Here is a 22,392-nt window from a genome sequence, read left to right on the forward strand (position 1 = left end):
GCGGACCACACATGAGCGCCGAAGCATCCCAGAACGACACGCCGACCGCGGACGCGCCCGCGGAGCCGGGACAGGAGGCGGGGCAGCAGGACCGCTCCGTCTATCGCGCCGGATTCGTCACCTTCGTCGGCCGACCCAACGTCGGCAAGTCCACGCTCACCAACGCGCTCGTGGGCGAGAAGATCGTCATCACCTCCGACAAGCCGCAGACCACGCGCCGCGCCGTGCGCGGCATCGTGCACCGCGAGCACGGCCAGATCATCATCGTCGACACGCCGGGCATCCACCGGCCGCGCACGCTGCTGGGGCAGCGGCTCAACGACGTGGTGGAGGACGTGCTGGGCGACGTCGACGCCGTGGGCTTCTGCGTGCCCGCGGACGAGCCGATCGGCCCGGGGGACCGGCTCATCAACGAGTGGCTCGACCGCGCGCCGCAGGCGAAGAAGATCGCCCTCGTCACGAAGTGCGAGACGGTACCCCGGCCGCAGGTGGCGGACCAGCTCATGGCCGTCGAGACGCTGCGGGACTGGGATGCGATCATCCCCGTCTCCTCCGCGGAGGGCATCAACCTCGATCCGCTCGTCGACGAGCTCATCGCGCTCTTCCCCGAGTCGCCGCAGCTCTACCCCGACGACATGATCACCGAGGAGACCTTCGAGCAGCGGGTCTCGGAGCTCATCCGCGAGTCGGCCCTCGCGGGCGTGCACGACGAGCTGCCGCACTCGATCGCGGTGACCATCGACGACTGCTACGAGGACGAGGAGGGCCGGCTGCAGATCTACGCGAACCTCTTCGTCGAGCGCGACAGCCAGAAGGGCATCATCATCGGCAAGGGCGGTTCGCGGCTCAAGAACGTCCGGAGCTTCGCGCAGCGCGCCATCCGCGGCATCGCGGGGCAGCCGGTGAGCCTCGCACTGCACGTGAAGGTGGCGAAGGATTGGCAGCGTGACGCCAAGCAGCTCGGCCGTCTCGGCTTCTGATCCGGGCGGCCGCCTGCCGCGCTGGATGCGCGACTGGGCGCGCGAGCAGCCCCGGCACGTCTGGCTGACCGACCTGGTGGTCGGTCTCGTCGTCATGGCCACCGTCGGCGTGCCGGTGTCGATCCACGCCGACTGGAGCCTCGCGTTCGACTGGGCCGTGCTCGCGTCCTGGGTGCCGGCGACGATCGGCCTGTGCCTGCGGCGGGTCGCGCCGTGGCCGGCCATGCTGCTGGTGACGCTCGGGTTCAACGTCAAGCTGCTGCTCGGCGTCGGGCCGCACTTCAGCGACGTCGCGATGCTCGTGGTGCTCTACAGCCTCGCGGCCAACGGCTCCCGCCTGCTCATGTGGCTCTCGGGCGCCGCCGCGGTCGTGCTGCCCCTCGTGCAGTCCGTGTACCTGTCCCTCTTCCCCGTGGACCTGCCCTTCCTGGACCAGTACGCGGGCAACGGCTTCTACGGCACGGGCGTGTTCCTGCTCACGGCGCTCATCTTCGCGTTGCCGCTCACGCTCATCTCGATGATCGTCTGGCTGGCGGGGGTCGTGCAGCGCGTGCAGATCACCGCGGGGAGGCTCTCGCATTCGGCCGAGCTGGCCGAGCTCGAGTACCAGCGGACGCAGGAGCAGCTCTTCGTGGAGCAGGAGCGGAACCGCATCGCGCGGGACATACACGACGTGATCGCGCATTCCCTCGCCGTGGTCGTCGCCCAGGCCGATGGCGGGCGCTACCTCATGAAGGTGGACCCGAAGAAGGCCGAGCCCGTGCTCGAGACCATCTCCGACACGGCGCGAGAGGCCCTCGGGGATGTCCGGAACCTGCTCGGACAGCTGCGGCACACCCAGGGCGAGGGGCCGCAGAAGGCGCTGTGCGACATCCCCGGCATGGTCGAGCGCATCGGCGCGGCGGGGCTGCGCGTGGACTTCGAGGAGCTCGGCGAGCCGCAGCACATCGGCGCGATCGCGGAGCTCGCCGTCTACCGCCTCGTCCAGGAGGCGCTCACCAACGCACTGAAGTACAGCGAGCCGAACCGGACGACCTCGCTGCGGATGGAGTGGGGCCCCGACCGGCTCCGCATCCGCGCCCGCAACCGGATCGCCGAGCAGCCGCGCATCAACGCCGGATCGGGGCACGGCCTCACCGGCATGCGCGAACGGCTCCTCGCGGTCGGCGGCGCGACGTACGCGGGCGCGGAGGGCGCGGACTGGGTGGTCGGCGCGGAGGTGCCGTACATCGCCCCGGGCGCCGAGGCGGCGCAGGAAGAGGCGGCCGCGAGCGGTTCGGAGGCGGAGGACGGCGCCGCCGCAGCGAACTCCGGGGAGGGTGGCCCTATTGTTGAACCGAACCCGGCGCCGAACGCGCCCGATCGAGAAGTGAGACCGAAGTGAACGCGAACCCCGACAGCACCGCGCCCATCCGCGTCGCCCTCGTCGACGACCAGCAGCTCTTCCGCGGCGGCATCCGCATGCTCATCGAGAGCCAGCCGGACATGGAATTCATCGCCGAGGCCTCCGACGGCGCCGAGGCGGTGCGGCTCGCGCAGACCGCCCAGCCGGACGTCATGCTCATGGACGTGCGCATGCCGGTCATGGACGGCCTCGAGGCCACGCAGCAGATCGTGGCGCGGGGGCTCGACACGCGCATCCTCATCCTCACGACCTTCGACCTCGACAAGGCGGTGGCGAAGGCCGTCGCCGCCGGCGCGTCCGGCTTCGTCCTCAAGGACGCCGACCCCGAGTTCCTGCTCGCGGCGATCCGGACCGTGAAGACGGGCTCGGAGGTCTTCGCGGCGCAGGCCACGGCGGACCTCATCCGCCGCTTCTCGCAGTCGCCGAGCCGTCTCGCGGGCGAGCCCGAGGAATTCAAGGAGCTGACCGAACGCGAGCGGGAGATGTTCTTCCTCGCCGCGAAGGGCATGTCGAACGGCGAGATCGCGGCGCAGGAGTTCCTCTCCGAGGCCACCGTCAAGACGCACATCTCGCGCATCCTCGCGAAGCTCTCGCTCCGCGATCGCGTGCAGCTCGTCGTCTTCGCGTACGAGCACGGTCTGCTCTGAGCCCTGACGCGCACGGGTCATCCTGAGGGATGACCGGGCTTCCGCAGTCCCGCCGACGAGGGCCGCCGAACGGATTTCTAGAGTTGAGGCATGTCCGCCCCGCTCAGCTCCGCGTCGTCCGCCGCGGCGTCGTCGCCACCCGTCCCGGAGGTCGACAGTCGTGCGCTGCGGGTCTCCGGCCTGCTGCGCGGGGGCGGAGCCCCGCTCGCCGGAGCCTCGTTCGAGGCGGCGCCGGGGGAGCTCACCGTGCTCCTGTCCGAGGACGGCTCGGGGCAGGCGCTGCTGCGCGCCGCGACCGGCATCGACCCGGTGGACTCGGGCGCGAGCGCGCTGCGCGGCGAGCGGCTCGACCGGCGGCGGGGCGACTCGAACAGCCTGACACCTCGGCAGGTGGGGCTCATCGCGCCCGGGCTCGATTTCCGCTCGAGCTCGTTGGCGGCGGCGCTGGCGGAGTGGCTCGAGGCGGGGCGCGAGGACCGGGCGAGCCGCGAACTCGAGCGGGTCGGGGAATCGCTCGGGTTCGCCGGGCTCGGCACCGCCCACGTCGCCGAGCTGCCCGAGGCGCTCCGCCACCGCGCGGCGATCGGCCGGGCGCTCGTGCCCGGGCCCGGGATGCTCGCGGTGCTGGATCCGTTCGGCTCGCTGCCCGGCCGGGAGCGGCTCATGCTCGAGGGCATGCTCCGCGTCCTCGCCCACGAGTACGGCCTGCCGGTGGTCTACGCGACCGGCACCGCGGAGAGCGCGAGCCGCGCGCATCGCGTGGTCCGCGTGTCCGGCGGCGAGGTCGTCGCGGACGTGCACGGGTGGGCGAACATCAAGCGGGCCTTCCCGGAGCCGTGACCGCCGGCCGCGGGCGCCTCGGGGCGATCCGGGAAAGTGGTACTGTGGATGCCATGCTCGTGAACGGCATCCTCCTGCTTCTCTGCCGCGACGGGGCTTAGCCACTAAGCCTTCCTCGTCGCGGAGTCCGGTGTTGGCTTAGCCACCCCTTCTCGGGAACCGAACCGGCGTTCGTCTCGAACCCGAACACAGAGAGCCATTGCAATGCAGAATTTCCAGCAGCCGTCCACGATGCCCATCCACCGCTACGTCTCCTACGACCAGCAGTTCGGCGTCCGCCTCCCCGACCGCACCTGGCCCGACAAGGTCATCGACGAGGCGCCCCGCTGGTGCGCCGTCGACCTGCGCGACGGCAACCAGGCGCTGATCGACCCGATGTCGCCCGAGCGCAAGATGGTCATGTTCGACCTCCTCGTGCGCATGGGCTACAAGGAGATCGAGGTGGGCTTCCCCTCGGCGAGTCAGACCGACTTCGACTTCGTGCGCCGCCTCATCGACGAGGACAAGATCCCCGAGGATGTGACCATCCAGGTCCTCACCCAGGCGCGCGAGCACCTGGTGAAGCGCACCTTCGAATCGCTCCAGGGCGCGCGGCGCGCGATCGTGCACCTCTACAACTCGACGAGCACGCTGCAGCGCGAGGTCGTCTTCCGGCAGGACCGCGAGGGGATCAAGCAGATCGCCCTCGAGGGCGCGCGCATGTGCAAGCGCTTCGAGGCCGAGTACGCGGGCGACACCGAGATCTTCTACGAGTACTCGCCCGAGAGCTACACGGGCACCGAGCTCGACTACGCCGTCGAGGTCTGCAACGCGGTGATCGAGGAGTTCGACGCGCGGCCCGACCGCAACGTCATCATCAACCTGCCCGCGACCGTCGAGATGGCCACGCCCAACGTCTACGCCGACTCGATCGAATTCATGCACCGCAACCTGGCGCGGCGCGAGTCCGTCATCCTGTCGCTGCACCCCCACAACGACCGCGGCACGGCCGTCGCGGCTGCCGAGCTCGGCTACCAGGCCGGCGCGGACCGCATCGAGGGCTGCCTGTTCGGCAACGGCGAGCGCACCGGCAACGTGTGCCTCGTCACGCTGGGCGTCAACCTGTTCACGCAGGGCGTGGACCCCCAGATCGACTTCTCCGACATCGACGAGATCCGCCGCACCGTCGAGTACTGCAACCAGCTCAAGGTCGACGAGCGCCACCCGTGGGGCGGCGACCTCGTCTACACCGCCTTCTCCGGCTCGCACCAGGACGCCATCAAGAAGGGCTTCGAGGCCATGGGGGCCAAGGCCGAGGAAGCCGGCAAGGACGTCGACGACATCGTTTGGGAGGTGCCGTACCTGCCGGTCGACCCGCGCGACCTGGGGCGCACCTACGAGGCCGTCATCCGCGTCAACTCGCAGTCGGGCAAGGGCGGCGTCGCCTACCTGCTCAAGGAGCACCACAGCCTCGAGCTGCCGCGGCGGCTGCAGGTGGAGTTCTCGAAGATCGTGCAGCAGCGCACGGACGCCGACGGCGGCGAGCTGTCGGCCGATGCGATCTGGCGCGCCTTCACCGACGAGTACCTGCCGGCCGACCGGGAGGACGGCAAGTGGGGCCGCCTCGAGGTGTTCGGCACCCGCACGAACACGGAAATGGACGGCACCACCAACCTCGAGGTCAAGCTCCGCGTGGCCGACGAGGAACGGACGATCGAGACCACCGGCAACGGGCCGATCAACGCCTTCCTGAACGCGCTCGCGAGCAAGGGCTACGAGGTCAAGCTCTACGACTACGTCGAGCACACGCTGTCGGCCTCGGGCGACGCCCTGGCCGCCGCCTACGTCGAGCTCGAGACGAACGGGCAGCGGCTGTGGGGCGTCGGCATCGACCCCGACATCTCGAACGCGTCCCTCAAGGCGATCGTCTCGTCGGTCAACCGCGCCCTGCGCGACAACGGGCGCTAGCCCGCATCGGGCCGGGGGCCGAGGTGCGCACCTACGGCGAGGAGGCGGTCGTGCTCCGCGCGCAGCAGCTGGGCGAGGCCGACCGCATCCTCACGCTCTTCGGGCGCGAGCGCGGCAAGATCCGCGCCGTGGCCCGGGGGGTGCGCCGCACGAGCTCGAAATTCGGCGCACGGCTCGAGCCGCTCACCGTGATCGACGCGCAGCTCTACTCGAAGGACCCCAAGGACCGCACGAGGCTCGAGACCGTGACGCAGGCCGTCGCGATCACGAGCTTCTCGGAGCGGATCGTGCCCGACTTCGAGCGGTACGGCGCGGCGAGCGCGATGCTCGAGACGGTCGACGAGCTCATCGACGCGGAGCCGGCGCCGCTGCAGTACGCGCTGCTCATCGGGGCGCTGCGCTCGCTCGCCCAGGGCGAGCACGATCCGCTGCTCGAGCTCGACGCCTATCTGCTGCGGTCGCTCTCGCTCGCGGGCTGGCAGCCCAGCTTCAACGAGTGCGCGCGCTGCGGCGCGCCGGGCCCGCACGGCCGCATCTCCTTCGCGGCCGGCGGCGCGGTCTGCGAGGAGTGCGCGCCCGCCGTGGGAGCGACGCGGGCCGTGTCCGTCGACACGATGCGGCTGCTGTGGGCGCTGCTCGCGGGCAGCTGGCGCGTCGCGGAGGCCGCCGATGCCGACACGCGGGCCGCGGCCGCCCGGCTCGTGCGCGCCTACGCCCAGTTCCACCTCGACCGCCCGCTCAAGTCCTTCGGGTCGGTGGACGAGGCGAGGCGGTTGCGCGACGTACGCTAGCTCCATGAGCAAGCCCGCCCCCGAGTCGTCACGCCCCCCCGACGCAGCGCAGTACAAGCCGCTGGACTGGACCGGCCTGACGCCGCCGCCCTTCCCGGCCGAGGGGGTGCCCGGGCACGTCGCCGTCGTGATGGACGGGAACGGGCGCTGGGCCAACCAGCGCGGCCTGCCGCGCACCGAGGGGCACCGGGCGGGCGAGGAGGCCCTGCTCGACGTGGTGGCGGGCGCCATCCAGGCCGGTGTGCGGCACCTGTCGGTGTACGCCTTCTCGACCGAGAACTGGAAGCGCTCGGTGGAGGAGGTCCGCTTCCTCATGGGCTTCAACCGGGCCGTGCTGCGCCGGCAGCGCGATCAGCTGCACGCCTGGGGCGTGCGCGTCGTGTGGTCGGGCAGCGAGCGGCGGCTGTGGAAGAGCGTGGTCAAGGACCTCGAGGCGGCCGCCGAGATGACCCGGGAGAACCGCGTCATGACCCTGAACATGTGCGTGAACTACGGCGGCCGCGTCGAGATCCGCGATGCGGTGCGGGCCATCGCCCGCGAGGTCGCCGCGGGCCGCCTCAATCCCGAGCGGATCGGCGAGCGGACCATCGAGCAGCACCTCTACCAGCCGCAGCTGCCCGACGTGGACCTGTTCGTGCGCTCCTCGGGGGAGCAGCGCACCTCGAACTTCCTGCTGTGGGAGTCGGCCTATGCCGAGATGGTGTTCCTCGACACGCTGTGGCCGGATTTCACCCGTGAGGATCTGTGGCGCGCGATCCGGCTCTACATCAACCGGGACCGGCGCTTCGGCGGCGCGATCGACCGGCCGACCGGCGCCGGGGGTGCAACAACCGGCTGAAGATCTGGTTAACTGGACGGCGTGCATGTCGAGAACCTCTTGAGCCAGTCGCCCTCCCGATATTTGGATGTCGATCAACATCAGCGCGCGCTGCACGCCGAGATCGCCGCGGGGGAGCGCGGGGACACGGTGATCTACTCGGAGTTCGCCCCGGTCTACACGGCCGGCAGCCGCACCGACGACGCCGACATCCCCGACCCCGACGTCCCCGTGGTCCGCATCGATCGCGGCGGCTCCGTGACCTATCACGGGCCGGGGCAGCTCGTGGCCTACCCGCTCGTGAAGGTGCACGGCAGACAGGACGTCGTCGCCTACGTGCGCGCGCTCGAGGCGGCCGTGATGGCGCTCGCCGCCGAGTACGGCGTGGAGACCCGCCGGGTCGAGGGGCGCACGGGCGTCTGGCTGCCGGAGGACCCGTCGGGCGCGCCGGATCGCAAGCTCTGCGCGATCGGTGTGCGCTTCGCGAAGCGCACCACGATGCACGGGCTCGCGCTCAACGTGAGCACCGACCTCGACGACTTCGACCGGATCGTCCCCTGCGGCCTCCGCGACGCGGGCGTCGTATCCCTGCGCGACCTCGGCGTGGCGGCGTCGCTCGACGAGGTCGCCGACCGGCTGCACCCGCACCTCGAACGCGAACTCGCCCGCTTCCGCACGCCCGCCGACGCCGTGACCGGCGCCTGAGCGCCCCCCGATTGGAGAGACCGATGCCAGCGACCAATATCAGCACCGCCCCCGCCCCCGAAGGCCGGAAGCTGCTCCGCGTCGAGGCGCGGAACATGCAGACGCCCATCGAGCGCAAGCCGGAGTGGATCCGCACGCGCGCCTCGGTGGGACCGCAGTACGAGGACGTGCGGAGCCTGGCGCGCAAGAGCGATCTGCACACCGTGTGCGAGGAGGCCGGCTGCCCGAACATCTACGAGTGCTGGGAGGACCGCGAGGCGACCTTCCTCATCGGCGGCGACCAGTGCACGCGCCGATGCGACTTCTGCATGATCGCGACCGGCAAGCCCGTCGACTACGACAGGGACGAGCCGCGCCGCGTCGCCGAATCCGTGCGCGAGCTGGGCCTGCGGTACGCGACCGTCACCGGCGTGGCCCGCGACGACCTGCCCGACGGCGCGTCCTGGCTCTACGCCGAGACCGCCCGGCAGATCCACGCGCTCAACCCCGGCACGGGCGTCGAACTGCTCGTCGACGACTTCCGCGGCGGCGACGGCCCGATCGAGGCGGTCTGCGAGGCCGGCCCCGAGGTGTTCGCGCACAACCTCGAGACGGTGCCGCGCATCTTCAAGCAGATCCGCCCGGCCTTCCGCTACGACCGCTCGCTGCGGATGCTGCAGAAGGCCGACGAGCTCGGCATGATCACCAAGTCGAACCTCATCCTCGGCATGGGGGAGACCCGGGAGGAGATCGTCTCGACGATGCGCGACCTGCGCGACAGCGGCACCGACATCCTCACGCTCACGCAGTACCTCCGGCCGACGAAGATGCACCATCCCATCGACCGGTGGGTCAAGCCGCAGGAGTTCATCGAGCTGTCGGACGAGGCCCGCGCGATGGGCTTCTCGGGCGTCATGGCGGGGCCGCTCGTGCGCTCCTCCTACCGCGCCGGACGCCTGTGGGCGCAGGCGATGCGGGCGAAGGGCCGGGAGATCCCGGAGTCGCTCAGCCACCTCACGGTCGAGCAGCCGGCCCGGCAGGAGGCCTCGGCGATCGTGTCGCGCCGCCCGGAGCTCGGCGGTCAGACGCCGGTGGGCGACGTGAGGATCGAGGACGCGCCCGCCGTTCCGCAGCGGTAGGATGGGCAGTTGATTCTTCGGCCTGCACTCGCAGGTCCCACCTCGTAACGCCCAGGAGTGTTCTTTAGATGGCCGCCTCGAAGCTCGATCAGGTAATCGCCCTCGCGAAACAGCGCGGATTCGTCTACCAAGCCGGTGAGATCTACGGCGGCTCCCGGTCGGCCTGGGACTACGGCCCCCTCGGCGTCGAGCTCAAGGAGAACATCAAGCAGCAGTGGTGGCAGAACTTCGTGCGCGGCCGCGCCGACATGGTCGGGCTCGACTCCTCGATCATCCTCCCGCGCGCCGTGTGGGAGGCCTCGGGCCACGTGGAGACCTTCACCGACCCGCTCGTCGAGTCGCTGCACACGCACAAGCGGTACCGGATGGACCACCTGCTCGAGGCCTACGAGCGCAAGCACGGCCGCGCGCCGGAGAACGGCCTCGCGGACATCCGCGACCCGGAGACGGGCCAGGAGGGCGCCTGGACCGAGCCGAAGCAGTTCTCGGGCCTCGTGAAGACGTACCTCGGCCCCGTGGACAACGAGGAGGGCCTGCACTACCTCCGCCCGGAGACGGCGCAGGGCATCTTCGTGAACTTCAACAACGTGGTGACGAGCGCGCGCAAGAAGCCGCCGTTCGGCATTGGCCAGGTCGGCAAGTCCTTCCGCAACGAGATCACGCCCGGCAACTTCGTGTTCCGCACGCGCGAGTTCGAGCAGATGGAGATCGAGTACTTCGTCAAGCCCGAGGAGGCTTCCGAGCACTTCGACGCCTGGGTCGAGGCCTGCTGGAACTGGTTCGTCGACCTCGGCGTGAATCCCGAGAACCTGCGGCGGTTCGACGTGCCCGACGGCGAGCGCGCCCACTACTCGGACCGCACGATCGACTTCGAGTACCGCTTCGGCTTCCAGGGCGGCGAGTGGGGCGAGCTCATGGGCGTCGCCGACCGCACCGACTTCGACCTCGGCTCGCACTCGAAGGCCTCCGGCACCGAGCTGTCCTTCTTCGACCAGGCGGCGGGCGAGCGCTACACCCCCTACGTCATCGAGCCCTCGTTCGGCCTCACGCGCTCGCTCATGGCCTTCCTCGTCGACGCCTACGCGGAGGACGAGGCGCCCAACTCGAAGGGCGGCGTGGACAAGCGCAAGGTGCTGCGGCTCGACCCGCGCCTCGCCCCCAACAAGGTGGCCGTGCTGCCGCTCTCGCGCAACGAGAAGCTCACGCCGCTCGCGCGCCGGGTGGCCGACGAGATCCGCAACGGCGGCCGCTGGAACATCGACTTCGACGACGCGGGCGCGATCGGCCGCCGCTACCGCCGCCAGGACGAGATCGGCACCCCGTACTGCGTGACCGTGGACTTCGACTCGCTCGAGGACTCCGCCGTCACCGTGCGCGAGCGCGACACCATGCAGCAGGAGCGCGTCTCGATCGACAAGCTGTTCGGCTACCTCGCCGAGCGCCTGCGCGGCTGCTAGTTGCAGGAGCCATGACGACGCGCTCTGCAGCATTCACGACCCCGGTCGCCGACCCCGCGCTCCGCATCGGGCCGATCGAGATCGCCTCGCCCGTCGTGCTCGCCCCCATGGCGGGCGTGACGAACGAGGCGTTCCGCCGGCTCTGCCAGGAGTACGGGGCCGGCCTCTACGTCACCGAGATGGTCACGACGCGCGCGCTCGTGGAGCGCAAGCCGGCGACCATGCGGCTCATCCGCCACCATCCCGCCGAGGAGGTGCGCTCCATCCAGCTCTACGGCGTGGACCCGAGGACGATCGGCGACGCGGTCGCCTTGCTCGTCGACGAGGACCGCACCGACCACCTCGACCTGAACTTCGGCTGCCCGGTGCCCAAGGTCACCCGCAAGGGCGGCGGCAGCGCGCTGCCGTGGAAGCGCGACCTCTTCGAGGCCATCTGCCTCGAGGCGGTGAAGCGCGCGGGGGACGTGCCGGTCACGGTGAAGATCCGCAAGGGCATCAACGAGGACCGGCTCACCTACCTCGAGAGCGCGCGCATCGCCGAGGGCTCCGGCATCGCGGGCATCACGCTCCACGCCCGGACGCTCGAGCAGCAGTACTCGGGCAAGGCGGACTGGTCGGCGATCGAGACGCTGAAGTCGGCCGTTTCCGCCATCCCGGTGCTCGGCAACGGCGACGTGTTCGAGGGCGAGGACGGCCCGCGCATGGTCGCGGAGACGGGCTGCGACGGCGTCGTGGTGGGGCGCGGCGTGCTCGGCCGGCCGTGGCTGTTCGCCGATCTCCAGGCCGCGTTCGCGGGGCGGCCGGATCGCGTCCGCCCGGGCCTGCGCGAGGTGGGCGCGGCGATGATCCGCCACGCCGAGCTGCTGCACGAGTTCTACGAGGACGAGGGCCGCGCCTCGCGCGACTTCCGCAAGCACGTCGCCTGGTACTTCAAGGGCTACCCGGTGGGCGGCGAGGTGCGGCAGCGCTATGCGAAGATCGACACGATCGACCAGCTGCGCGAGCTCGTCGCGGAGCTGCCCGACGAGCCCTGGCCCGGCCGCGGCGCCATGGGGACGCGCGGCCGCGCGGGCTCGGCGCGCCGCGCGCACCTGCCCGAGGGCTGGCTGGACTCGCGGACCATGAGCAGCGCCGATGCCTCGGACATCGCGGATGCCGAACTCGACATCTCCGGAGGCTGAGCCCGTGCCCCTGACGCGCGCCGACATCCCGGCGCCCGGATACCGCTCGCAGGACGCCGAGCGCTTCCTGCCCGAGCACCATGAGAACCGCAGCCGTTCCGGATTCGCGCGCGACCGCGCCCGGCTGCTCCACTCCTCGGGGCTGCGCCGGCTCGCGCAGAAGACGCAGGTGCTCTCGCCGACCTCGGGCGTGGACTTCGCCCGCAACCGGCTCACGCACTCGCTCGAGGTGGCGCAGGTCGGCCGCGAGCTCGCGGGGGTGCTCGCGCTCGACCCGGACGTGGTCGACACCGCCTGCCTCGCGCACGACATCGGGCATCCGCCCTTCGGGCACAACGGCGAGCGCTCGATCAACGAGTGGGCCGAGGATCTCGGCGGGTTCGAGGGCAACGCGCAGACGCTCCGCCTCATCTCCCGGCTCGAGCCGAAGGTGATCGGCGAGGACGGCCGGAACTACGGGCTCAACCTCACGCGGGCCTGCCTGGACGCGGCCTGCAAGTACCCGTGGGATCTCGCCACGGCGGCGTCGATGGGCACGCGCAAGTTCGGGGTCTACGAGGACGACCGCCCCGTCTTCGAATGGCTGCGGCAGGACGCGCCGGCGGGGCGGAAGTGCATCGAGGCGCAGGTCATGGACCTCTCCGACGACATCGCCTATTCCGTGCACGACCTCGAGGACGCGGTGGTCGAGGGGTTCCTCCCGCTCGAGGAGTTCGAATGGTCGGAGAACCGCGAGGCGATCTGCTTCAACGCCTCGGACTGGGCGGGCGGCAGGTTCTCCCAGGCGGAGATGGCGCAGGCGCTCGACCGGCTCGTGGCGCTGCCCTACTGGGTGCACCGGTACGACGGCACCGTGCGCGCGCAGGCGGCGCTGAAGAACCTCACCTCGCAGCTCATCGGCCGGTTCGCGCAGGCGGCCACGCACGCCACGCTCGAGCACTACGCCCGGCGCGAACGGCTGACGCGCTTCGCCGCGGATGTGATCGTGCCCCGGGGCACCGAGGCCGAGATCGCGCTGCTCAAGGGCGCGGTGGCGGGCTTCGTGATGTCGCTGCCCACGCGGCAGCCCGTCTACGCGCGTCAGCGCGAGCTCCTCCGCGAGCTGCTGGACGGGCTCTGGGCGTCCGGCACGGCGCATCTCGACGTGCCCTTCGCGGCGCTCTTCCGCGAGGCGCAGGACGACCGCGCCAGGCGGCGGGTGCTCGTCGATCAGGTCGCCTCGCTCACGGACCAGTCGGCGCTTGCGCTGCACGCGAAAGTGACCGGCGCGCGGCACGCGAACGCGTAGGATTCGGTGCATGGCACGAATCCGGCGTTCTGATATCGATGAGGTCCGTGCCCGCACCAATATCGAGGACATCGTCGGCGAGTACGTCACGCTGAAGCAGGCGGGCGTCGGGTCGAAGAAGGGGCTCTGCCCCTTCCACGACGAGCGCACGCCGTCCTTCCACGTGCGGCCGCAGCTGGGCTTCTACCACTGCTTCGGGTGCGGGGAGTCGGGGGACGCGTTCACCTTCCTCCAGAAGATGGACCACGTCACGTTCGTGGAGGCCGTCGAGCGGCTCGCGGGCGCGATCGGCTATCAGCTCACCTACGAGGACGGGGGAGAGGCCCCCGACCATTCGAAGCGGGTGCGGCTGCTGCAGGCCTCGGCCGAGGCCGAGCGCTTCTTCCAGCAGCAGCTCGGGACGGCGGCGGCGGAGCCCGGGCGCCGGTTCCTGGGCCAGCGCGGCTTCGACCCGGCGGCGGCGCAGCGGTTCGGCGTGGGCTTCGCGCCGCAGTCCTGGGACGCGCTGACGAAGCACCTGCGCGGCAGGGGCTTCACGATGCAGGAGATGCAGGACGCCGGCCTCGTCTCGACGAACGAGCGCGGATCGAGCTACGACCGGTTCCGCGGCCGCCTCGTGTGGCCGATCCGCGACACCTCGGGGCAGACCGTCGGCTTCGGGGCGCGGAAGCTGCTCGACGAGGACCGCGGGCCGAAGTACCTGAACACGCCCGAGACCGAGATCTACCACAAGGCCCGGGTGCTCTACGGCCTGGACCTCGCGAAGCGCGACATCGCACGCGGCCACGAGGTCGTCGTGGTCGAGGGCTACACGGACGTGATGGCGGCGCACCTGGCCGGCGTCACCACGGCGGTGGCCACGTGCGGCACGGCCTTCGGCGTGGACCACATCAAGATCATCCGCCGCATCATGGACGACGAGTCCCATCGCGGGCGCGTCATCTTCAACTTCGACCCGGACGAGGCCGGCCGCAAGGCCGCGATGCGCGCCTTCGCCGAGGAGAACCGCTTCGTCGCGCAGACCTTCGTGGCCGTGGCCCCGGAGGGGCTGGATCCGTGCGATCTGCGGCTCAAGCGGGGCGACGAGGCCGTGCGGAGCATGGTCGAGCATCCCCAGCCCATGTACGAGTTCGTGATCCGCGAGCAGCTGCGCGCGCACAACCTCCGCACGGCGGAGGGCCGCGTCGCGGCGCTCCGCGAGGCGGCGCCGATCATCGTCGGCATCCGCGACCGCTCGCTGCGGCCCGAGTACGAGCGGCAGCTCGCGGGCTGGCTCGGCATGGACCTCGACCAGGTGCGCTACGAGGTGGGGCGCGCCGAGCGGCAGCTCCGCCAGGCGTCGCAGTACCCGCCCGAGGACACCTCCGGCACGGGCGACTATGCGATCCCGGCGGTGCGGATGGGCGACCTGCCCAACGATCCCATCACGAGACTCGAGCGGGACACGCTGAGCGCGGTGCTGCAGTACCCGCGGATGCTCTCGGACGCCCAGCTCAACAACGTGCTCGACGCCGAGTACTCGGAGGCCTCGCTCGCTATCGTGCGGGACGCCATCGTCGCCACGCAGGGCGATCTCGGCACGGCGCAGTGGCTGCCGCGGGTGCACGAGGAGGTGCCGAGCTCGTTCCTGCCGCTCGTCACGGACCTGTCGATGACCCCGCTGCCGGCCGGGCCGGGCCCGGAGCAGGTGGCGGCCTATGTGCGGTCCGTCGCGACGGCGCTGGTGGAGCGCGACCTGCTGCGGCGCAAGGCCGAGCTGCTCGGCGAGCTGCGCCGCACCGACATCGACACCGACCCGATGCGGCATCGCGAGCTCAGCGAGCAACTGGTGGACGTCGAGCGCCGCAAGCGGGACGTTCGCGAGAGTCTCGAGCAGGGGTAGGGGCGGGACGAGCGGACGACTCGCGAGAGGAGGCGCCCCGCCCGCCGAGCGCTTCCCGGCCGCTCAGGCCCGGAGCGCGGACTCGACGGCGGGCGCCTCGACTCTCCTCGAGCACGCGGAGTGCGCCCCGAGCGCCGTCGCGAATCGCTCCGGATCGGCCGGGAGCCGGTCGCCCCGCCAGACCACGTGCTGGTCCTCGCGCACGACGAGGTAGGCGGTCTCGTATCCGAGAGGAAGCACGTGCGATCGGAGGTCGAGCACCTCGACGGGGCAGCCCGAGCCGTGCAGGGCCCTCGCCCATCGCCGGGCGCCGTCGAGGTCGGCATCGGGATCCGCGACCAGGAGCGTGTACCACGGCCCGAGCCGGTCGTAGAGCGATACGCCCTCGTCGAGCCAGAAGTGCGGGGCACGGCATCCGGGGACGGTGGAGGGCGAGTGGCTCCCCATCGTGTACGCGGGCGGAGCCGCCCCGTCGGCGACGATGATCGGGGAGTGCGGATAGCTGTAGCCGAAGTTGAGCCCCTCGGCGGCGAACTGCTCGACGTTGAGCGCATAGGCCAGCTCGCCGAACTCCCGGCGCGCGCGGTCGGCGGCGGGACCGTCGGCATCGAGATCCCGCGGCACATCCGCGGCGCCGAGCCTGCGCAGATGCCGCATCGCGAACTTCGACACCTGATCCGTGATCGGCTGCCGCTCGGCGGCGTAGGCGTCGAGAATCGCTTCGTCCGCCCAGCCGTCGACCACCGCGGCGATCAGCCAGGAGAGGTTGAGGCCGTCGGCGATGCCGGCGTTCATGCCGTATCCGCCCATCGGCACCCAGAGGTGCGCCGCGTCGCCCGCGATGAAGGCCCGGCCTTGCCGGAACCGGTCGGCGACAAGTCGTCGCGCGGTCCAGTCCTCGTGCGACAGGACCTCGTATCGGTACCCCTCGTCGACGCCGAGGATGTCGCGGATCGCGCGATCACGGTCCACCTCCTCGAGGCCGTCATCGGTCTCTCGGAGGTAGGTGTGCACGAGGAACACCTCGCGTCCGTCGATCGCGTAGACGTGTCCCTGCCGCTCGCCGAAGGTGTAGCAGCCCCACGCGGCTCCGCCGCGCATGCGCTCGTAGAGGCCGGGAGCCCTGATGCAGGTCGACTGGACGTGCTGGAGCACCGCATCGCCCGAGAACCTCGCGCCGATGTGCTTGCGGACCAGCGACCTGCCGCCGTCGGCGCCGATGAGATAGCGAGCCCGAAGCGCGACCGGCTGTTCGGCGTCGCGAGGCCGAACGCGGGCGGTGATCCCGTCCGCATCCTGGCTCACGGACTCGCACGTGTGCAGGTTGCGGAGATCCACGAGGGGGAGCTCGGCGGCGTGCCGGTCGAGGATCGGCTCGAGATAGTGCTGATTCACCCGGTGCGGGGGCTCCGGCGTGCTCCAGCCCGTGTCGGGGCCGACCGCTGCGGGGTCGCGACGGCCGTTGCGCGAGGGGATCGGGATTCTGGCGAGCTCCCTGCCGAGCACGCTCGTCCGGAACACGACGTCCTGGGGATGATCGGCGGGCATTCCCGCGTCTCGGACCCGGTCGGCGATGCCGAGCCGGCGGAAGGCCTCCATTGTCCGCGCCGAGACATGATTGCACTTGACGTCCGGTGCTCGGGCGAACTCGTCGGATTCGACGACGATGGAGCGTACGCCGTGGGCGTCGAGGTTCATCGCGGCCAGCAGCCCGACGGGGCCGCCGCCGATGATGAGGACGTCGGTGTCGTATTCGTTCATGGAACTGGTCCTTCCGCGGTGCACGGGCGTGTTCACTTGATCGTGTGGAGGTCGCGCTTGCGGCCTTCGGGGGCCAGGAACAGGGCTGCGATGCACAGCAGCAGGATGCCGATCCAGACAGCGGCCAGGAGGGGCAGCCCGCCGGAGGAAGCGATGACGGCTCCCGCGATCATGGGGGTGAAGCCGGCGCCGAGGGCGGAGGCCCCCTGGAAGGCGAGCGAGGCGCCCGTGAACCGCACCGAGGTCGGGAAGAGCTCGGCGAGGAAGGCCGCGAGCGGGCCGAGGATGACGCCCTGAATGCCCTGGGCTACGATCACGCCGACCGCGAAGAGCGCCGTGTCGCCCGAGGCGATCATGGCCAGCAGGGGATAGGCGAACAGCACCGCCGCGACGATGCCGGCGAGGATCACCGGTCGCCGGCCCAGCCGATCGCTGAGCCTGGCCGCGAGGATCGTCATGACGAACAGCGCGATCGCGGACGCGAGCTTCGCGTTGAGCGCGCCCGTCTCGTCGGCGCCGCTGGCGGTGGCGTAGGAGAGCCCCCACACGCTGGCGATCCCGGAGATGGTGAGCTGGCTGATCGCGACGAGCGTGCCCAGGACGAGCACCTTGGGCGACTTGGCGAGGACCTCGAGGAGCGGGACGCGCCGCTTGTCGGCCTCGCGGTCGAAGCTCTGGAAGAGCGGGCTCTCCACGACCTTGAGCCGGACGATCAGCCCGATCCCGACGAGCACGATGCTGAGGAGGAACGGAACGCGCCAGCCCCAGGAGAGGAACTGCTCGTCGGACAGGAGCGAGAACAGGCCCAGGATGCCGGCGGAGAGGATGGACCCGGCGGGCGCGCCGAGATTGGCGAAGGAGGCGGCGAAGCCCCGTTTGCCGCCGGGGGCGTGCTCAAGCGCGATGAGCATCGCGCCGCCCCACTCGCCGCCGACCGCGAAGCCCTGGACGACTCGCAGAGCGACGAGGAGGATCGGCGCGGCGGCGCCGATCTGGGCATAGGTGGGAAGCAGCCCGATGAGCGTGGTCGCGAGGCCCATGAGGAGCATCGTGGTGACGAGCACCCCCTTGCGGCCGAGCTTGTCGCCGTAGTGGCCGAAGACGATGCCGCCGAGCGGCCGGGCCACGTAGCCCGCGGCGAGCGTCGCGAACGAGGCGATCATCGCGATCGCGGGATCGAGGTCCACGAAGAAGATCCTGCCGAACACCAGGGCTGCGGCACTCGCGTAGAGCATGAAGTCGTAGAACTCGATGGCGCTGCCGAGGAAGCTGGAGGCGAGGATCCGACGCATCTGCGGGGTGCGCAGCGACTCCTCGGTCGGCGGCGGGGCTGTGGGGGAGGTCGTTCCGGTACTCATCATCGAGTCTCCTTGGTCATCGGCGAACGGGTGCCTTCGACGACCAGCCTGGTGAACGGGTGCAATTAAGGCAAGCGCAATAGATTGCACAGATAGTTTAGGGTTGCTTATATGGCCTCCCTCAATCTCAGCCTGCGTCATCTCGAGGTGTTCTGCGCGGTCGTCGAACGGGGCAGCCTCAGCGACGCGGCGCACTTCCTCCACGTCTCGCCGAGCGGGATCTCGCTCGCGCTGACGGAGCTCGAGCGCCGGATCGGCACGCAGCTGACCGTGCGGATCCGGGGCAAGGGCGTGGCGATCACGCCTGCGGGGCACTCGGTCTACCGCTCGGCGAAGAAGGCGATCCATGCGGTGGAGGAGATCGACACCGCCGTAGCGGCGGCGCGCGGCGAGGTGGCCGGACCGCTTCGCATCGGGGTGTTCACCACGCTGTCGCCGTGGGTGTTCCCCGCCATGGCGGAGTTCTTCGCGACGGCGCACCCGGGGGTCTCGCTCGAGGTGGAGGAGGAGCCCTCCTCAGCGCTGCAGGCCATGCTCCTCGACGGTGAGCTCGATGCCGCCATCTTGTACGAGAACCACCTCGTGGGCGATGTCGACTCCCAGCTGATCACCCCCGTGCGGCTTCAGCTGGCGCTCTCCGCGGAGCATCCGCTCGCCGAGTCCGAGGCGGTCTCGCTGCAGAGTCTGCGGGACGACCACGCGATCATCTTCGGCGTCCGACCGGTCTCGGACCACGTCGAGGAAGTGCTCAGGGACGCCGGCCTCCCGCTGCGGGTTCGGTGGCGGAGCCGCAACATCGAGACGGTCCGGGCGCTCGTCGCCCGGAACCTCGGGTACGCCGTCATCATGGGCCGGCCCCACGGGGATCACAGCTACGAGGGGAAGCCGATCGTGTACCGGCCGATCGCGGAGGAGCTGCCGCCCAACGCCCTCGTGATGGCCACGGCCCGGGGCACGCAGCCCACGGCCAAGGTACAATCCCTGCTCCGGTTCTGCCGCGAGGAGCTGAGCGGGCTGTGGCAGCGCTGAGCGATGCGCCGGGATGCTTCGGGTGCATCGACGATCCTCCTACGACCGGTCGGCGCGGACTCCTCCGGGGCTCATGGCGGCTGCGCACGGCGACGCCGCTAGGGTGGAGCCCATGAGTCCCACTGGCATCGATGCGCAGAGCCCCGAAGTCGACCCGGCCCCGCCCGCCGAGGAGGAGCGCGATCTCGTCCTGCGCCTGCGCGATCTCTCGATCTCGTTCGGGCCCCGGCTCGGCTCCGACGACCGCCGGGTGCTGTCCGGCGTCACCGTCGACCTCGAGCGCGGCGGCATCCTCGGCGTCCTCGGGTCCTCCGGCAGCGGCAAGACCGCGCTCGGGCAGGTGCTCTCGGGTCGTGCGATGATCAGCGAGGACGCGCAGGAGTGGCCGTGGATCTCCGGCGGCGATGCGATGGCCGCCGGGATCGACCTGCGTCGGCCGGGCCGGGAGGATCGGCGCCGCCTGACTCTCGACATCGGCTATCTCGCGCCGAACTCCGGGGACCGGCTGCGCAGCGATCTCACGGTGGCCGAGAATATCGCCGACCCCGTGCTCCGCCGGGATCGCGACTTCGACCGCCGGGCGCTCGGCCGCGCTGCCGCGATGCTCATCGACGCCGTGGACCTCGAGCTCGGCATCCTCAACCGCTTCCCCTTCGAGCTGAGCCGCGGCCAGCGGCAGCGCGTGGCCTTCGCACAGGCGCTCATCGTCGAGCCGAGCCTGCTGATCGTCGATGAGCCCACACAGGGCGTGGACATCTTCGCGCAGCCGGCCCTCATGTCGCTGCTCGAGCGGCTCAACCGCGCTCGGGGCATGAGCATCCTCGTCATCAGCAACGATTTCGCCACCGTCGAGCGCCTCACGAGCGACGTCCTGGTATGCCACCGCGGCAGCGTCATCGCCCAGGGCGGGATCGAGCGGATCCTGACCGAGACCGAGGATCCCTTCCTCGTCCGGATGCGGGAGGCGAGGGAGTTCGCGAGCACGCCCGTCGAGGGCGACCTCGATCGGGATTCGCAGGCCGCGGTCGATCGCGTGGTGGAGGGGCTCTTCGCAGACGAGGACCCGGAGGAGGTCTCCCGCGACGCGGCGGAGGACGAGCGCCGCGAGCTGCTCGAGCACCGGCCCGAGTTCGCGCGCTTCCAGACCCGGCAGGCCGGGGAAGACAGGGGCGACGTTCAGGATGAGGCAGGCGGGCCCGAAGCCGGCCCGCACGAGGAGCACGAGGAGAAGGAGCAGGGATGACGGGGTTCAACCACCGCGAAGTGCTGAGCGAGGAACCGACGCCGGTTCCCGATGATCGACGGCCGGAGCCCGGGGAGATCGCGGTGCTGCCGGTCCGCGATCGCGAACGGCCGGAGGTCCAGGCGGTCCGTGACGCCGGCGGCGTCGTGGCGCCGCTCTCCGAGGCCACTCGCGGGCTCGTCTACACCTCGTACAGCAACGTCGACGAGCTCGTGGACGCGCTCGAACGGTACCCCGACATCGGCTGGGTGCAGCTGCCGTTCGCCGGCATCGACGTCTACGCGGAGCGCATCGCCCCCTACGCCGAGCGCGGCGTGCTCTTCACCTCGGCGAAGGGCGCGTACGCGCAGCCCGTCGCCGAGCACGCCCTCATGCTCACCCTCGCGCTCCAGCGGAATCTCCCGGTGCGGCTGCGCGCGGACTCGTGGGGGCGCAAGTTCGGCCGGTCGCTGTACGGCGCCGACGTCGTCATCGTGGGCGCGGGTGGCATCGCCAAGGAGTACATGCGGCTGCTGGAGCCGTTCGGGGCGCGGATCACCGTGGTCCGGCGCCGCGACGGCGAGGTCGCCGGCGCCGATCAGACCGTGACCACCGATCGCCTCGACGAGATCCTGCCGGACGCGGACGTCGTCATGCTCGCCGCCGCGGCGACGAGCGAGACGCGCTCGCTCATCGACCGCGACCGCCTCCGTGCCATGAAGCCGAACGCGGTGCTCGTGAACATCGCGCGGGGACCGCTGGTGGACACGGACGCGCTGGTCGAGGCGCTCGAGGCGGGCGAGATCTACGGCGCCGGGCTCGACGTCACCGACCCCGAGCCGCTCCCGGAGGGGCATCCGCTCTATTCGAGCGAGCGGTGCATCATCACGCCGCATTCCGCGGATACACCCGAAATGACCCAGCCGCTGATTGAGCGGCGGATCCGCGACAACGTGCGCGCCTTCCTCGAGACGGGCGCGTTCGTGGGCGTCGCGAACCCCGCCGAGGGATACTAGAATCACGCGCTGACCAGGGTTTTCACCCCTCACGGCGGCTCGATTTCACTTTCGCCGAATCATGGTGGTAGAGTATTCGAGTTGTCATCCCCGATAGCTCAATGGCAGAGCAGCCGGCTGTTAACCGGCAGGTTGTTGGTTCGAGTCCAACTCGGGGAGCTCAGCATTGGAAGAGGCTCGGGATCATCTCCATGATCCCGAGCCTTCCCTCCGGCGGCCGCCTCGGAGGGCGCCGTCCGAGCAGGCGATGCTCCCTATACTGACGCTATGACTTCCGCCCCACTGCGCCTGCGACTGCTCAACGACTACGAGATCGTGGTGGCCGGACTCCGGACGATGCTCGAGCCCTTCGCCGATCGGGTCCGCGTCGTCGAGACACAGGTCCGGGAGGAGGGGGATCGGCGCGTCGACCTCACGCTGTACGACACCTTCGGCAGCGCACGGCCGGATCTCGAGCACATCGAGGAGCTCCTCGAGGACCCCGCCGCCGGTACCGTCGTCGTCTACACCTGGAATCTCCGGAGCGAGTCGGTGCACGGCGCGCTGGAGCGCGGTTGCGGGGGATACCTGCACAAGTCGCTCGACGCCGCGGAGCTCGTGCGGTCGCTCGAGCAGATCGGGGCGGGCGGCGTCATCGCGCCCGACGCAGGCCTCGTGGACGACGCCGAAACGGCCGCCGCGGAGCCGGAGACGGCGCCGGAATGGGCATGGCCGGGGCAGCGGGAGGGACTCACCCCGCGCGAGGCCGAAGTGGTCGCGCTGATCACGCGCGGCTTCACGAACTCCGAGATCGCGGCCCGGAGCTACATCAGCATCAACTCGCTGAAGTCCTACATCCGGTCGGCCTACCGGAAGATGGGCGTGGAGCGCCGCTCGCAGGCGGTGCGATGGGGCATCGAGCACGGGATGCTGCCGCGGGAGCACGCCTGACGCGATCGCCGTCCATCA

19 protein-coding genes and 1 tRNA gene are annotated in these 22,392 nt (G+C 70.7%); 18 read left to right on the forward strand and 2 right to left on the reverse strand.

Annotated features, from left to right (window positions below):
• Positions 1-11: 11 nt before the first annotated feature.
• The 13 genes from era (at position 12) to dnaG (ending at position 15,058) form a co-directional block, all read left to right on the forward strand.
• Complete coding sequence (gene era, locus FM112_RS00660; protein WP_087002211.1) at positions 12-980, forward strand: GTPase Era; 969 nt, start codon at positions 12-14, stop codon at positions 978-980.
• On the forward strand, positions 946-2,364 hold the full coding sequence (locus tag FM112_RS00665; RefSeq protein WP_140400519.1) for a sensor histidine kinase: 1,419 nt from the start codon (positions 946-948) through the stop codon (positions 2,362-2,364). The genes era and FM112_RS00665 overlap by 35 nt, the downstream gene beginning before the upstream one ends.
• A complete protein-coding gene (locus FM112_RS00670) occupies positions 2,361-3,032 on the forward strand; it encodes a response regulator transcription factor (RefSeq protein WP_087002215.1) in 672 nt (223 codons plus the stop codon). Before FM112_RS00665 ends, FM112_RS00670 begins: the two co-directional genes overlap by 4 nt.
• Positions 3,033-3,122: 90 nt before the next feature.
• Positions 3,123-3,872, forward strand: coding sequence for a hypothetical protein (locus FM112_RS00675; protein WP_087002217.1), 750 nt, complete (start codon positions 3,123-3,125; stop codon positions 3,870-3,872).
• Between the two features lie 204 nt (positions 3,873-4,076).
• Positions 4,077-5,819, forward strand: a complete 1,743-nt coding sequence (gene leuA, locus FM112_RS00680; RefSeq protein ID WP_087002219.1) for a 2-isopropylmalate synthase — start codon at positions 4,077-4,079, stop codon at positions 5,817-5,819.
• 23 nt (positions 5,820-5,842) lie between these two features.
• Positions 5,843-6,610 carry a DNA repair protein RecO gene (recO, locus tag FM112_RS00685; RefSeq protein WP_087002220.1) on the forward strand — a complete coding sequence of 256 codons (768 nt, stop codon included), beginning with the start codon at positions 5,843-5,845 and terminating at the stop codon, positions 6,608-6,610.
• Positions 6,611-6,614: 4 nt separating this feature from the next.
• Complete coding sequence (locus tag FM112_RS00690; RefSeq protein WP_087002222.1) at positions 6,615-7,448, forward strand: isoprenyl transferase; 834 nt, start codon at positions 6,615-6,617, stop codon at positions 7,446-7,448.
• 21 nt (positions 7,449-7,469) lie between these two features.
• Positions 7,470-8,132, forward strand: a complete 663-nt coding sequence (gene lipB, locus FM112_RS00695) for a lipoyl(octanoyl) transferase LipB (protein WP_087002224.1) — start codon at positions 7,470-7,472, stop codon at positions 8,130-8,132.
• A 23-nt stretch (positions 8,133-8,155) separates the two neighbouring features.
• On the forward strand, positions 8,156-9,250 hold the full coding sequence (gene lipA / locus FM112_RS00700) for a lipoyl synthase (protein ID WP_176386607.1): 1,095 nt from the start codon (positions 8,156-8,158) through the stop codon (positions 9,248-9,250).
• Positions 9,251-9,318: 68 nt separating this feature from the next.
• The gene (locus FM112_RS00705; protein WP_087002226.1) at positions 9,319-10,707 is read left to right on the forward strand and encodes a glycine--tRNA ligase; all 1,389 of its coding nucleotides are present in this window, start codon (positions 9,319-9,321) and stop codon (positions 10,705-10,707) included.
• A gap of 11 nt (positions 10,708-10,718) precedes the next feature.
• Positions 10,719-11,888, forward strand: coding sequence for a tRNA dihydrouridine synthase DusB (gene dusB, locus FM112_RS00710; RefSeq protein ID WP_087002228.1), 1,170 nt, complete (start codon positions 10,719-10,721; stop codon positions 11,886-11,888).
• A gap of 10 nt (positions 11,889-11,898) precedes the next feature.
• Positions 11,899-13,176 (forward strand): deoxyguanosinetriphosphate triphosphohydrolase, encoded by a 1,278-nt coding sequence (locus tag FM112_RS00715; protein ID WP_254910317.1) that lies wholly within the window; start codon positions 11,899-11,901, stop codon positions 13,174-13,176.
• A gap of 10 nt (positions 13,177-13,186) precedes the next feature.
• Positions 13,187-15,058: a DNA primase gene (gene dnaG, locus FM112_RS00720; RefSeq protein ID WP_087002232.1), complete on the forward strand. Its 1,872-nt coding sequence runs from the start codon at positions 13,187-13,189 to the stop codon at positions 15,056-15,058.
• Between the two features lie 63 nt (positions 15,059-15,121).
• Here dnaG and FM112_RS00725 read toward each other — a convergent pair whose 3' ends face one another.
• Both FM112_RS00725 and FM112_RS00730 read right to left on the reverse strand, forming a co-directional pair.
• Positions 15,122-16,819 carry an FAD-dependent monooxygenase gene (locus FM112_RS00725; protein WP_087002234.1) on the reverse strand — a complete coding sequence of 566 codons (1,698 nt, stop codon included), beginning with the start codon at positions 16,817-16,819 and terminating at the stop codon, positions 15,122-15,124.
• A gap of 32 nt (positions 16,820-16,851) precedes the next feature.
• Positions 16,852-18,180, reverse strand: a complete 1,329-nt coding sequence (locus FM112_RS00730) for an MFS transporter (RefSeq protein WP_254910312.1) — start codon at positions 18,178-18,180, stop codon at positions 16,852-16,854.
• A gap of 108 nt (positions 18,181-18,288) precedes the next feature.
• On the opposite strand from FM112_RS00730, the gene FM112_RS00735 reads away from it, so the two are divergent.
• The 5 genes from FM112_RS00735 to FM112_RS00755 all read left to right on the forward strand — a co-directional run bounded on the left by FM112_RS00735 (position 18,289) and on the right by FM112_RS00755 (position 22,374).
• Positions 18,289-19,206: a LysR family transcriptional regulator gene (locus FM112_RS00735; protein WP_087002236.1), complete on the forward strand. Its 918-nt coding sequence runs from the start codon at positions 18,289-18,291 to the stop codon at positions 19,204-19,206.
• Positions 19,207-19,318: 112 nt separating this feature from the next.
• Positions 19,319-20,449, forward strand: a complete 1,131-nt coding sequence (locus FM112_RS00740) for an ATP-binding cassette domain-containing protein (protein WP_176386608.1) — start codon at positions 19,319-19,321, stop codon at positions 20,447-20,449.
• Positions 20,446-21,444, forward strand: coding sequence for a D-isomer specific 2-hydroxyacid dehydrogenase family protein (locus FM112_RS00745; RefSeq protein ID WP_087002240.1), 999 nt, complete (start codon positions 20,446-20,448; stop codon positions 21,442-21,444). The genes FM112_RS00740 and FM112_RS00745 overlap by 4 nt, the downstream gene beginning before the upstream one ends.
• Before the next feature lie 87 nt (positions 21,445-21,531).
• Positions 21,532-21,603 (forward strand) — tRNA-Asn (locus tag FM112_RS00750).
• 108 nt (positions 21,604-21,711) lie between these two features.
• Positions 21,712-22,374: a response regulator transcription factor gene (locus FM112_RS00755; RefSeq protein ID WP_087002242.1), complete on the forward strand. Its 663-nt coding sequence runs from the start codon at positions 21,712-21,714 to the stop codon at positions 22,372-22,374.
• The last annotated feature ends 18 nt before the right edge of the window (positions 22,375-22,392 follow it).

It is taken from the genome of Gulosibacter sp. 10, from assembly GCF_900163695.1.
Lineage (GTDB): Bacteria > Actinomycetota > Actinomycetes > Actinomycetales > Microbacteriaceae > Gulosibacter.